Origin of the sequence: Pseudomonas sp. NPDC089530, from assembly GCF_050280705.1 — a bacterium.
In the GTDB taxonomy this organism is placed as follows: Bacteria; Pseudomonadota; Gammaproteobacteria; order Pseudomonadales; family Pseudomonadaceae; genus Aquipseudomonas.
Genome location: NZ_JBNNVU010000009.1, coordinates 58,036 through 70,930, shown reverse-complemented (window position 1 = coordinate 70,930; position 12,895 = coordinate 58,036). Strand labels below are relative to the sequence as shown.

General features: G+C 65.5%; 10 protein-coding genes and 1 pseudogene. 2 read left to right on the top strand and 9 right to left on the bottom strand.

Annotation, left to right across the window (positions count from 1 at the left end; translation table 11 throughout):
* Window positions 1-53: 53 nt before the first annotated feature.
* Entirely contained in the window at window positions 54-809 is a 756-nt protein-coding gene (locus tag ACQKQA_RS05820; protein WP_410002833.1) for a methyl-accepting chemotaxis protein, read from the bottom strand.
* Between the two features lie 102 nt (window positions 810-911).
* Window positions 912-1,982 (bottom strand): annotated as a pseudogene (locus ACQKQA_RS05815) (HAMP domain-containing protein); the annotation flags it as partial.
* 644 nt (window positions 1,983-2,626) lie between these two features.
* On the opposite strand from ACQKQA_RS05815, the gene ACQKQA_RS05810 reads away from it, so the two are divergent.
* Entirely contained in the window at window positions 2,627-3,943 is a 1,317-nt protein-coding gene (locus ACQKQA_RS05810; RefSeq protein WP_427554518.1) for a Na+/H+ antiporter family protein, read from the top strand.
* Between the two features lie 211 nt (window positions 3,944-4,154).
* Window positions 4,155-5,834, top strand: coding sequence for a methyl-accepting chemotaxis protein (locus ACQKQA_RS05805; RefSeq protein WP_427554440.1), 1,680 nt, complete (start codon window positions 4,155-4,157; stop codon window positions 5,832-5,834).
* Window positions 5,835-5,954: 120 nt separating this feature from the next.
* Here ACQKQA_RS05805 and ACQKQA_RS05800 read toward each other — a convergent pair whose 3' ends face one another.
* The 7 genes from ACQKQA_RS05800 to yegQ form a co-directional block, all read right to left on the bottom strand.
* Window positions 5,955-6,863 (bottom strand): MurR/RpiR family transcriptional regulator, encoded by a 909-nt coding sequence (locus ACQKQA_RS05800; protein WP_427554438.1) that lies wholly within the window; start codon window positions 6,861-6,863, stop codon window positions 5,955-5,957.
* A gap of 106 nt (window positions 6,864-6,969) precedes the next feature.
* Entirely contained in the window at window positions 6,970-7,734 is a 765-nt protein-coding gene (locus ACQKQA_RS05795; RefSeq protein WP_427554436.1) for an ABC transporter ATP-binding protein, read from the bottom strand.
* A gap of 18 nt (window positions 7,735-7,752) precedes the next feature.
* Complete coding sequence (locus ACQKQA_RS05790) at window positions 7,753-8,865, bottom strand: succinylglutamate desuccinylase/aspartoacylase family protein (RefSeq protein WP_427554434.1); 1,113 nt, start codon at window positions 8,863-8,865, stop codon at window positions 7,753-7,755.
* A 9-nt stretch (window positions 8,866-8,874) separates the two neighbouring features.
* Window positions 8,875-9,573, bottom strand: a complete 699-nt coding sequence (locus tag ACQKQA_RS05785) for an ABC transporter permease (protein ID WP_427554432.1) — start codon at window positions 9,571-9,573, stop codon at window positions 8,875-8,877.
* 12 nt (window positions 9,574-9,585) lie between these two features.
* A complete protein-coding gene (locus ACQKQA_RS05780) occupies window positions 9,586-10,275 on the bottom strand; it encodes an ABC transporter permease (protein WP_427554430.1) in 690 nt (229 codons plus the stop codon).
* An 89-nt stretch (window positions 10,276-10,364) separates the two neighbouring features.
* Window positions 10,365-11,141: an ABC transporter substrate-binding protein gene (locus ACQKQA_RS05775; protein WP_427554428.1), complete on the bottom strand. Its 777-nt coding sequence runs from the start codon at window positions 11,139-11,141 to the stop codon at window positions 10,365-10,367.
* A 328-nt stretch (window positions 11,142-11,469) separates the two neighbouring features.
* Entirely contained in the window at window positions 11,470-12,807 is a 1,338-nt protein-coding gene (gene yegQ / locus ACQKQA_RS05770; RefSeq protein WP_427554426.1) for a tRNA 5-hydroxyuridine modification protein YegQ, read from the bottom strand.
* Window positions 12,808-12,895 lie beyond the last annotated feature (88 nt).

Here is a 12,895-nt window from a genome sequence, read left to right as displayed (position 1 = left end):
AGGCAGCGGCTACAAAGAAAGCCCCCTCGTCGCTGGGAGGAGGGGGCTGGCGGTCAGACCCGGAACTGGTCCATCAGGCTCTGCTGCTGGTTGGCCAGGCTGTTCAGGGACTGGCTGACCCGGGCCGATTCGTTGGCCTGTTCCGACAGCGATTCGGTGACGTCGCGGATGGTCGCCACGTTGTTGTTGATCTCCTCGGCCACCGCGCTTTGCTCTTCGGCGGCGCTGGCGATCTGCAGGTTCATGTCGCTGATCACCGTCACCGCCTCGCCGATCTGCCGCAGGGCGGTGACCGCCTGGCCGACCTGTTCGACGCTGCCCTGGGCCTGGCGCTGGTTGTTGCCCATCGAGCCGACCACGTCCTGAGTGCCGCTTTGCAGTTCCTCGATGACCAGGCGGGTTTCCTCCACCGACTCCTGGGTGCGTCGGGCGAGGTTGCGCACTTCGTCGGCGACCACCGCGAAACCGCGTCCGGCTTCCCCGGCGCGGGCGGCTTCGATGGCGGCGTTGAGGGCCAGCAGGTTGGTCTGCTCGGCGATGGCGCGAATCACTTCCAGCACCGAACCGATCTTCTCGCTGTTGGCGGCCAGGCCTTCGACCTGGGTCATGGCGGTGTTCATGTCGGCGGCCAGGTGATCGATGCTCGTGGTGGTGCGGTCGATCACGGCGAGGCCCTGGCGCGTGGCCTGGTCGGCGTCGCGGGCGGCCTGCGCGGCCTGGGCCGCGCTGCGGGCCACATCCTGGGCGGTGGCGCTCATCTCGTGGGAGGCGGTGGCCACCTGGTCGACCTGGCGATACTGCTGCTCCATGCCGGCGCTGGTCTGGGTGGCGATGGCCGAGGACTGGTCGGCGGTGCCGCGGGCGTCCTGCACCGAGCGTTTCACTTCGGCGATGATCGGTTGCAGCTTGTCGAGGAAACGGTTGAACCAGCCAGCCAGCTGGCCCAGCTCATCCTTCTTGTCGTAGGCCAGGCGCCGGGTCAGGTCGCCTTCGCCGCTGGCGATGTCTTCCAGCATGCGCGCCACGCCGAGGATCGGCCGGGTCACGCTGCGTGCCATCAGCCACACCAGCAGCAGGCCGAGTACCGCGGCCAGCAGGCCCAGGCTCAGTTCGATCAGGGTGCCGCTGTGGTTGCTCTGGTCCAGCTGGTCTTTCAGCGCTTCGGCCGGGCCCACCAGGACCCGCTCCGGCACTTCCAGCAGCACGCCCCAGGGTTTGCCACCGGGAATCGGGGTGAAGGGCGACAGCACTTTCAATTCACTGTTGTTGTGCAGGCTCTGGGTCCGGGTGCTGGCCGACAGCCGGCGGATCAGTTCGGCGCCGTTGGCCGGGTCCAGCTGGTCCAGGCGCTGGCTGAGCTTGCTGGCGTCGGCGCTGTAGCCGGCGAGCAGGCCGACGGGGCTGATGATGCTGACATCGGTCTGGCCGTCGTAGAGCTTCTTGCTCGCCTGCTGGCTGACCGACTGCAGGCTGTTGAGGTTGATGTCCACCGACAGCGAGGCGATGACTTTGCCGTCCACCATCAGCGGGAACACGATGCTGGTCATCAGCACGTTCTGGCCGTCGATCACATAGAAGTAGGGCTCGATCACGCAGGGCTTGAGGGTGCTGCGCGGGCAGGTGAACCAGGCGTTGGCCGGCTGGCCGCTGGGGCCGGTGGTGGTGTCGCTCATGTCGCTTTCCGGCAGCGCCATGGAGGTCAGTTGGCCCGGAGTCGGCTGCGACCAGTACAGGGCGAAGCGGCCCTTGTCGTTGCTGCCCAGTTCGCTCTGGCCGGTGAAGAGTTGGTCCTTGCCGTCCAGGGCGTTGGCTTCGAACACCAGCGACAGGCCGAGCAGCTCAGGGTTGGCCTGTAGCGCCGACTTGACCTGGCGGGTCAGGTCCTCGCGCAGGTCGAAGGCATCGAGGAAACGCTTCTCGGCCTGTTCGCGCAGGAACAGCACCTGGCGCGAGAAACCGTGGCCGTATTGATAGGCGTCCATGAACTGCTGGCGGATCCCCAGCGCCTGGACTTCGCCCTGGGCCTCGATGCGGGCCTGGGCGGCTTCGTTGAGCATCTCCATGCTCGACGCCTTCACCAGTTCGGAGCTGTGCTCCATGCGATACAGCGAAAGCCCCACCAACAGGGTCACGATGCCGGCCAGGCAGAGTCCGGCGAGCAGGGTGATCTTCCATTGGATGGAAAGTTGTCTGAGCGACATGGAGACGTCCTTATTCGATATTTATCTGAGACTTTGCACCTTATCGGCCGACGAACGGCTTTCTTTAAACGCTCGTTCGAATTTTCCCGCCGCTGCCTGTAGATGCAAGCCGCTGCCGCAGGCTGCGATCGGCTCCGCAGGAGCCGCAAACCGGCCGCTGCAGTGGGGCAGGTTGAACACGGTCGCCCGTTTTACGGCCGCTGCGTCGGAATGCCGCCCAGACCGATCGCAGCCTCGCGGGCTCCGCAGCGGCTACAGAGGGCGCAGGCGCAATCCCGGGTTTTGACAAGCGTTGCCCGCTGCTGCAAAGTGCGCGCCCTCTAATAAGACCCTCCTTTTCAATCCGGCGTCGGCAGTGGTTGCCCTCTGGCCGGACTCATTCCCTTTGCGGCGTTTTCCCGTCGCAGTGCCATGAGGTAACGATGATTAATGCAGTAATTGCCGCGGTTGGCGTCATGCTGATCCTCAGCCTGTCCCGCGTGCATGTGGTGATCGCGCTGATCGTAGGCGCGCTGGTGGGGGGGCTGACCGGTGGCCTGGGTATCGAGGCGACTCTCAAGGCGTTCAACAACGGCCTGGGCGGCGGGGCGACGGTGGCTTTGTCCTACGCCTTGCTCGGCGCCTTCGCGGTGGCGATCGCCAAGTCCGGCCTGGCCCACGCCCTGGCGGACAAGATCCTGCTGCTGGTGGACCGCCAGGACCACCACGGTGGTGGCAGCGTCAAATGGTTGCTGATCGGCCTGTTGTGGGTGGTGGCCATCGCGTCGCAGAACATCCTGCCGATCCATATCGCCTTCATTCCGCTGCTGGTGCCGCCGCTGCTGTATGTGCTGAGCAAGCTGCAGCTGGACCGGCGGCTGATCGCCTGCGTCATCACCTTCGGCCTGATCACGCCCTATATGTTCCTGCCGGTGGGTTTCGGCAACATCTTCCTCAACGAGATCCTGCTGGCCAACGTCGCCCGCAGCGGCGTGGACGTCAGCGATATCAACGTCACCCACGCCATGGGCATTCCGGCCCTGGGCATGGTCTTCGGCCTGTTGCTGGCCTTTGTCAGCTACCGCAAGAAGCGCGTGTACGACCTGGAGCTGATCGAGAAGGTCGAGCAGGTGACGGTGCAATACAACCCGCGCACGCTGCTGGTGGCGGGCGTGGCGATCGTCGCGGCCTTTGTCATTCAGCTGTTGCTGGATTCGATGATTATCGGCGCGCTGTCGGGCTTCCTGATCTTCTCGGTGTCGGGCATCGTGCGCTGGCGCGAGACCGACGACCTGTTCACCGAAGGCATGAAGATGATGGCGATGATCGGCTTCATCATGATCGCCGCCGCCGGTTTCGCCGAAGTGATGAAGGCCACCGGCGAGGTCAAGACCCTGGTGGAGGCCTCGGCTGGCTGGATCGACCACAGCAAGGGCGTCGGCGCCTTGCTGATGTTGCTGGTGGGGTTGCTGGTGACCATGGGCATCGGTTCGTCGTTCTCCACGGTGCCGATCCTCGCGACCATCTTCGTGCCGCTGTGTGTGCAGTTGGGCTTCAGCCCGTTGGCGATCGTCTGCATCGTCGGCACCGCCGGCGCCCTGGGCGATGCCGGCTCGCCGGCCTCGGACTCGACCCTGGGCCCGACCTCCGGCCTGAACATCGACGGCCAGCACCACCATATCTGGGACACCGTGGTCCCGACCTTCCTGCACTACAACCTGCCGCTGCTGGCCTTCGGCTGGGTGGCGGCGATGGTGCTCTGAGTCCGCGGGGTTTCAGCTGCACCGCGTTGTTCCCATCGCGAGCAAGCTTCGCTCCTACAGAAAAGCGGTTGCGCTGTTGCCTGTAGGAGCGAAGCTTGCTCGCGAAAAATCCCAAGGGCGCCGCGCACTCCCTGGTTCCGTGCCACTCAACTTTTGACCCGGCGTGCCGTTAAGGCGGTATCACGCCAATAACATCAAGAGTGAGCCTCCCATGCGCCTAAGTCTGAAGGGCAAAGTCCTGTCCCTCGCGGTCCTCCCGGTCCTGCTGTTTGCGTTGGTGATCAGCCTGACCACGGTCTTCATGCTCAAGGAACAGGCGCGCAAGGAGGTGGACGAGACCCGCCAGCGCCTGCTCGGCGAAGCCAAGACCACCCTGCAGAGCTATGTGGAAGTCGCCCTGAACACGGTCCGCCCGCTCTACGACGCGGCGGCGCCCGGGGATACGGCGGCCCGCGCCCAGGTGGTGAAGCTGCTGTCGAACATCACCTACGGCAAGGACGGTTACTTCTTCGGCTACGACTCCGAGACGGTGCGCCTGTTCAAGGGCAACAGCCCGGACGGCGTCGGCAAGAGCTTCAAGGACAACCGCGACCCCAACGGCGTGTACGTCAACCGCGAGCTGGTCAAGGTCGGCAAGGACGGCACCCACTATGTGCAGTACAGCTCGACCCAGCCGGGCAGCGACGTGCTGGTGCCGAAACTGGGCTACACCGAATACCTGGCCAAGTGGGACATGGTGGTCGGCTCGTCGGTGAACCTGGACGGCATCGACGCCCAGGTGGCCGAGGTCGAGGCCAGCGTCAACCAGCGCATGCAGGGCATGGTCTTGAGCATCGTCGGCATCGCGGTGGTGGTGCTGCTGGTGATCGCCGCGCTCGGCATGCTGGTGGCCAACACCATCCTGCGGCCGCTGGGCCTGATGAAGCTCAACCTCGACGACATCGCCGCCGGCGAGGGCGACCTGACCCGTCGCCTGGCGATCACCAGCCAGGATGAGCTGGGCGATCTGGCCGGTTCCTTCAACCGCTTCGTCGACAAGATCCACGGCCTGGTGCGGCAGATCACCGAGATGACCGGCCAGTTGACCGGGCTGGTGACCCAGGTCTCCGAACAGGCCCAGCGTTCCGAGCAGGCCATGGAGCGCCAGCGCCACGAGACCGACCAGGTGGCCACGGCGATCAACCAGATGTCTTCGGCGGCCCAGGAAGTGGCACGCAGTGCCCAGGGCGCGGCGGTGGCGGCGCAGCAGACCGATGAGGAAGGCCAGGCGGCCAAGCGCGTGGTGGACGGCAGCATCCAGCAGATCCATGCGCTGGTCAGCGATATCCGCAGCAGCGGCACCTCCCTGGACAGCCTGCAGAAGGACGTGGCGTCGATTGTCAGCGTGCTGGATGTGATCCGCTCGATCGCCGAGCAGACCAACCTGCTGGCCCTCAACGCGGCCATCGAGGCGGCGCGGGCCGGTGAGGCTGGGCGTGGCTTCGCGGTGGTGGCCGACGAGGTCCGGGCACTGGCCAGCCGGACCCAGCAGAGCACCCAGGAAATCCAGGGCATGATCGACCGCCTGCAACAAGGCACGCGCACCGCGGTGGACGCCATGCGCCGTTCCAGCGATGCCGGCGACGGCACCTCGCACCAGGCCAACGAGGCCGGGGCGTCGCTGGATGCCATGGCGCAGTTGATCGGCACCATCAATTCGATGAACGCGCAGATCGCCAGTGCCGCGGAAGAGCAGACCGCAGTGGCCGAAGAGATCAACCGCAGCGTGCATCAGATCGCGGTGGCGGTGGACAGCGTCGCCGACGAAACCCAGCTCGGCGCCCAGACCTCGCGCAGCCTGGCGGACCTCGGGCAGCGCCTGGGCAAGCTGGTGGGGCAGTTCCGTATCTGAGTCTTCAAGATCGCTATCGCGGGCAAGCTCCGCTCCTACGGTCTTCTGTAGGAGCGGAGCTTGCCCGCGATGACGTCAACAGCATCCCCTCGACACCCCGACCCTGCCGATCAAGCGGCCTCACTTCTTCCGCGGTTTGCTGCTGCCCGGGATATGCAGGTAGGACATCACGCTTTCGGTCAGCTCGGTCGCCAGCTTGACCGCTTCCTTGTTGCGCGCCATCACACTCGCCACCAGCCCCTCGATCAGGGCCAGCACCGCGATATTGGAGCTGGTCATGACCGGGTGGTCGGCGGGGGCGAACAGCGTGTGTTCGGCGATGCCGGTCAGCGGCGAGGCGGGGGAGTCGGTGATCGCCAGCACCGTGGCGCCGCGTTCGTTGGCGAACCGCGCCAGTTGCAGGGTATCCAGGGAGTAGCGCGGCAGGGAGATCGCCAGCAAGAGATCCTGATCGGTGATCGCCGCCAGCCGGTAGGCGGCGTTTTCGTTGCCGCCTTCCATGCTGATGGCGCAGGCGTCGGCGCAGAAGGGCATCAGGGTCGAGGCGGCGAGACCGGCGAAGTAGACACTGTTGCCGAACCCCAGGATGTAGATCTTGCGCGCCTGGATCAGGCGGGTGACGAAGGCGTCGAAGGTCTCGGCCTGGTTGTTGGTCGCCGCCGTGGCGAGGTTGCTGCTGGCGCTCTGGATCTGCTCGTGCAGGCCGAAGGTGCCACCGGGGCGATGGGCCAGCTCGTTGCGCAGCTTGTCCACCGGCGACACCATTTGCTGCAGCGTCGCCACCAGCTCGGCCTTCATGCCGGTATAACCACCGAGGTCGAGGGTCTTGGCCAGGCGGTTGACCGCCGCCGGCGAGGTTGCCGTCGCCTGGGCCATTTCCTCGATGGTCAGGGTCGCCGCGCGCAGGGGATGACGCAGGATGAAGTCCGCCACCTTGCGCAGCGAGGGCGGCAGTTCGGTCACGATTTGCGCCAGTTTGCGCATCACCGGCGCGGCATAGACCGTGGTGTCTTTCAGTGGGGTCGGCATATCCGGCTCAACATGTCCTGAGGTTGAAGAAGGGGGGCACAAGGCAGGCTGGAGTGTATCCGAAGCCGCCCCCCGGCGTGCAGCGCCAGGGGGGCGACGCGCCGGGTCACTTCAGGTTGTTGGCGAGGAACTGCTGCAGGCGTTCGGACTGCGGCTTGAGCAGCACTTCCCGCGGGTCGCCGCGCTCTTCCACCAGGCCCTGATGCAGGAACACCACCTGGTTCGAGACCTCGCGGGCAAAGCCCATTTCATGGGTCACCACCACCATGGTGCGGCCTTCCTGGGCCAGGTCCTGCATCACCTTGAGCACGTCGCCGACCAGTTCCGGGTCGAGCGCCGAGGTCGGTTCGTCGAACAGCATCACTTCCGGCTCCATGGCCAGCGCCCGGGCAATCGCCACCCGCTGTTGCTCGCCGCCGGACATATGGGCCGGCCAGGCGCCCATGCGGTGGGCCACACCGACCTTGTTCAGGTAGTGCTCGGCCTTTTCCCGCGCCTCTTGCTTGCTCAGGCCCTGCACCTGCACCGGGGCCTCCATGACGTTTTCCAGGACGCTCATGTGCGACCACAGGTTGAAGTGCTGGAACACCATCGACAGCTGCGAGCGCATGCGTTGCAACTGCCGGGGTTCGGCGGCCTTGAGTTCGCCGAGTTTGTTGGCGCGCAGCTTGAGGGCTTCGCCATTGAGCACGATGCTGCCCGCGCTGGGCTGCTCCAGCAGGTTGATGCAGCGCAGGAAGGTGCTTTTGCCCGAGCCGCTGGAGCCGATCAGGCTGATCACGTCGCCGGCCTTGGCTTGCAGGGACACGCCCTTGAGCACCTGGTGGGCGCCGTAGCTTTTGTGCAGATCCTGGATTTCAAGTGTGTACATGGTTGCGATTCTCGGGAGTCAGTCGCTGAGCAAGCGACCCTGGCGAATGGGGGTATTGCCGGCCACCTTGGCCAGCCACAGACCGGGCTGGGCAAAACGCAGGCGTTCGCGGGCATAGAGGATGCCGTCGGTGTCGGCGTGCACCAGGCTGTGGCGATCGGTCAGGGGGTCGATGACTTCGAACAGCGGATCGCCCACCGAGACCCGGGCACCCAGCGGTTGCAGGTAGCTCACCACCCCCGGGTGCGGCGCGTAGGCGTACTGCGCCCCGGCGAAAGGGGTCGCCTCACAGGTGCAAGGCGGCGGCGCCGGCCAATCGCCGCGGATCAGGCCCTGGTCGGCGAGGTAGCCGAGAATGGCCTGGGCGCTGTCGACGCAGGGCTCGCGTTCGGTGTCGGCCATGCCGCGCAGTTCGATGGTGGTGGCCACGCACGCCAGTGGAATATCGGCCTCTGGAAAGCGCTGGGCCAGCTGCAGCCAGGGGCTGGCGCAGGCCTCGTCGAAGGCGCTGCCGCCCGCGGCCTCGTCCAGCAGCGCGACATCGGCGTACAGGCGCGCGGCCAGGGAGTGCAGGCGCGGCCAGTTCTGCGGCATGGCGTACAGCAGCATCACCGACTCGAAATCGCAGTGCAGGTCCAGCACCACGTCGGCGTCGCAGGCGTGCTGCAACAACAGGCGGCGCAGGCCGTCGAGTTCCGATGCCGGCGCCGGCAGCTGTTCGAGGGCCTCGCCCATGGCGCGGCGGATCAGCGCGATGTTGGTGTCGGCATCGTCGCCCAGGCGTCCGGCCAGGCGCGCAGCGACGGTGTCGGTCAACTCCGGGAAGTCGCGATTGAAGTTCTTGCCGCTGCCGAATTCGAAGCGGCCTTGATGGGTCGCCTGGAACATCTGGGCGATGCCGATCGGGTTGGCGATCGGCACCAGTTCGATCGTGCCGTTCAGGCGGCCCTGGGCTTCCAGTGAGAGCAGGCAGCGCTTGAGCTCGACGGCCACTCGCATGCCCGGCAGCTCGTCGGCATGCAGGGAGGCCTGGATATAGGCCTTGCGCGGCCCGCTGCCAAAACGGAACAGCGACAGCTGGCGTTCGGTGCCGGAGGCGCTCCACGGCAAACGGTATTGAATGTGCTCCATAACAACTCCTTAGTGCTTGCGCGGGGCCTGGTACGCCAGCCAGCGGCGTTCGGCCCGCTTGAACAGGCGCACCAGAATGAAGGTCAGGACCAGGTAGATGAGCCCGGCGGTGATGAAGGCCTCGAACGGCAGGTAGAACCGCGAGCTGACGGTGCGCGCGGCACCGGTGATGTCGACCAGGGTGACGATGGACGCCAGGCTGGTGGTCTGCAGCATCATCAGGACTTCGTTGCTGTACTGCGGCAGCGCCCGGCGCAAGGCCGACGGCAGGAGAATGCGCCGGTACAGGGTGCCGCGCGACATGCCCATGGCCCGGGCGGCCTCGATCTCGCCGTGGGCGGTGGACTTCAGGCTGCCGGCCAGCAATTCCGCGCTATAGGCGCCGGTATTGAGGGCGAAGGCCAGGCAGGCGCAGAAGGTCGCGCTGGACAGGTAGGGCCAGAGCAGGCTCTGGCGTACCGCTTCGAACTGGGCCAGGCCGTAGTAGATCAGGAACAGCTGCACCAGCATCGGCGTGCCACGGATCACGTAGGTGTAGAGCCAGGCCGGGAAGCAGAGTAGCGGCGAGCGGGACACTCGCATCAGCGCCAGGGGGATCGCCAGCAGCAGGCCGCCGGCCAGGGAAATCAGCAACACTTTCAAGGTCACCAGGACGCCGCCGAGGTACAGCGGCAGGTTGTCCCAGATCAGGTGGTAGTCGAGCATCATGGGGGCTCCCAATCACAGTTCGGCGGCTTTGATGCCGACCGAGTAGTGTTTTTCCAGATAGCGCAGCACCAGCAAGGACAGGCTGGTCAGCAGCAGATACAGCGCCGCCACGGCAAGAAAGAAGGTGAAGGGTTCATGGGTGGCGTCCGCCGCGTTCTTGGCCTTGAACATCATGTCCTGCAGGCCGATCACCGAGATCAGCGCGGTGGACTTGGTCAGCACCAGCCAGTTGTTGGTGAAGCCGGGAATGGCGAAGCGGATCATCTGCGGGACCAGGATCCGCCAGAACACCTGGCTGCCCCGCATGCCATAGGCCATGCCGGCCTCGGCCTGGCCCTTGGGGATCGCCATGAAGGCGCCGCGAAACGTCTCCGAGAGGTAGGCGCCGAAAATGAAGCCCATGGTGCAGACGCCGGCGATAAAGGGATTGATGTCCAGGTAGCGGGTGTAGCCGAGCGCCAGGGCGATGCGGTTCACCAGGTCCTGGCCGCCGTAGAAGATCAGCAGGATCAGTACCAGGTCGGGGATCCCGCGGATCAGGGTGGTGTAACCCTCGCCCAGCAGCGCCAGCCACCTGAGCGGCGACAGGCGAAAGGCCGCGCCGATCAGGCCCAGGGCAATGGCCAGGGCCATGGAGGTCAGGGCCAGGTTAATGGTCAGCCAGGCACCATCGAGAATGCTCGATCCGTAGCCGTGGAGCATGATGAAGTTCCTCAAGCGAGCGCCACGCAGGCGCAAAACAGGCCCGAAGCGGCACCGCGACGAGTCGGTGCCGGGGCGATGGGTCAGGCTTATTCGCCGTAGATGTCGAACGCGAAGTAGCGGGCCATGACCTGCTGGTACTTGCCGTTGGCGCGGATCGCGTCGATAGCCGCATTCAGGCGCGCGACGTTGGCGCTGTCGCCCTTGCGCACGGCGATCCCGGCGCCGCGGCCGAAATAGTCCGGGTCGGTGATATTCGGCCCGACCAGGGCGAAGCCTTTGCCGGCGGCGGTCTTGATGAAGCTCTCGTCGGTATTGACGATGTCGGCGAGGGTGGCGTCCAGGCGCCCCGCGGCGAGATCGAGGAAGGCTTCGTTCTGCGAGGCGTAGCGCACCACCTCGACCCCGGCGGTCGCCAGTTGCTCGGTGGCGAAGCGGTCATAGGTCGAGGCGCGCTGCACCCCGACTTTCTTGCCCTTGAGGTCGACCCGTGGGTCGTTGAGCACGTTGCCGGCCTTCATCGCGAACTTGCCTGGCGTGTGGTAGTACTTCTGGCTGAAGTCCACCGACTTCATCCGGTCTTCGGTGATCGACATCGACGACAGCACGGCGTCGATCTTGCGCACTTTGAGCGAAGGGATCATGCCGTCGAATTCCTGGATGACCCATTCGCATTTGACCTTCATCTCTTCGCACAGGGCGTTGCCGATGTCGTAGTCGAAACCACTGACGTTGCCCTCCGGTGTCTTGAAGGAAAAGGGCGGGTAGGCGGCTTCGATACCGATACGCAGGCTGTCTTCGTCGGCGTGGGCCAGGAAGCTTGCGGCGCACAGCGCCAGAGCACCTAGAAGTTCTGTCTTGTTCATCTTGTTGACTCCTTGGGGGGCGTTGGGGTGGTTCGGGCCGTCCGGGCTGGCGGGATGCTGGGGTCCTGGTGAAGTTTGTGTGGCTATAAATGACATGTATTGTTTCAGAAATCAACATACTGAAAATAATAATATCAGTCCGGGGCGTGGGAAAACCCGGCGGTACCGGTCGGCACCGCCGCTGCGCGGGGATTCTGGGGGGGGGCGGGCGGCTACGGGGTCGGGCGCGCGGGCAATCGATCCGACAGAATGACGTCCTGTCGGAGCGAGCGGGCGGCGATCCGACTGGCCCGCGATGGCGTCCGTAAAGACGCCGTGTCGATCGGGATTACACCGCGCCGTTCGACGTCACATCGCGCATCAACAAGGCAAAGTGCAGATCCACCGCATCGGGGATCGGCAGGTACACCGTGTGCCCGTCCCCCGGGGCGACCTCGATCGACTCGCCACGCACGTTCTGTAACTGGTGCAGGTCGAAGTGGAAGTTGCCCTTGGGCGTCATCAGCTCCATGTGGTCGCCCAGGGCGAAGCGGTTCTTCACCCGCACTTCGGCCAGGCGGTCCCGGCGTTCGCCGGTGAGTTCGCCGACGAACTGCTGGCGCTCCGAGACCGAGCTGCCGTTCTGGTAGTTCTGGTATTCGTCGTGCACGTGGCGGCGCAGGAAACCCTCGGTGTAGCCGCGCTGGGCCAGGGACTCCAGGTCGTTCATCAGGCTGCGGTCGAACTCGCGGCCGGCCACCGCGTCGTCGATGGCCCGGCGATAGACCTGGGTGGTGCGGGCGCAGTAGAAGTGCGACTTGGTGCGGCCCTCGATCTTCAGCGAGTGCACGCCCATCCGCGCCAGGCGCCCGACATGCTGCACCGCCCGCAGGTCCTTGGCATTCATGATGTAGGTGCCGTGTTCGTCCTCGAAGGCCGGCATCGCCTCGTCCGGGCGATTGGCCTCGCGCAGCAGGAACACCTGGTCGGTCGGCGCGCCCAGGCCCAGGGTCGGTTCCGGCTGGAACTGCTGGACGATCTCGCCGGTGAGGTTTTCCGTGGCCTCCTGGGCCTGGTATTTCCAGCGGCAGGCGTTGGTGCAGGTGCCCTGGTTGGCGTCGCGCTTGTTCATGTAGCCGGACAGCAGGCAGCGCCCGGAATAGGCCATGCACAGGGCGCCGTGGACGAAGACTTCGAGCTCCATGGCTGGCACCTGCTGGCGGATTTCCTCGATTTCTTCCAGGGACAGTTCGCGGGACAGGATGATCCGGCTCAGGCCCTGTTGCTGCCAGAACTCGACGCTGGCCCAGTTCACTGTGTTGGCCTGCACCGACAGGTGGATCGGCATCTGCGGGAAGTGCCGGCGCACCAGCATGATCAGCCCCGGGTCGGACATGATCAGCGCGTCCGGGGCCATGGCGATCACCGGCTCCAGGTCCTTGAGGAAGGTCTTGAGCTTGGCGTTGTGCGGGGCAATGTTGACCACCACGTAGAAGCGCTTGCCCTGGGCCTGGGCCTCACGGATGCCGAGGGCCAGGTTGGCGTGGTCGAATTCGTTGTTGCGCACCCGCAGGCTGTAGCGCGGCTGGCCGGCGTACACCGCGTCGGCGCCGTAGGCGAAGGCGTAGCGCATGTTTTTCAGGGTGCCGGCGGGGGCGAGCAGTTCGGGGCGGGCGAGGGACGTCATGGCGGCTGTCGATGGCAAAAGAGCGCGAGAGTAAGGCGCCGGCCAGCAGCGTTCATTGATCTGGATCTATGGGCCGTGCATTCCGGCG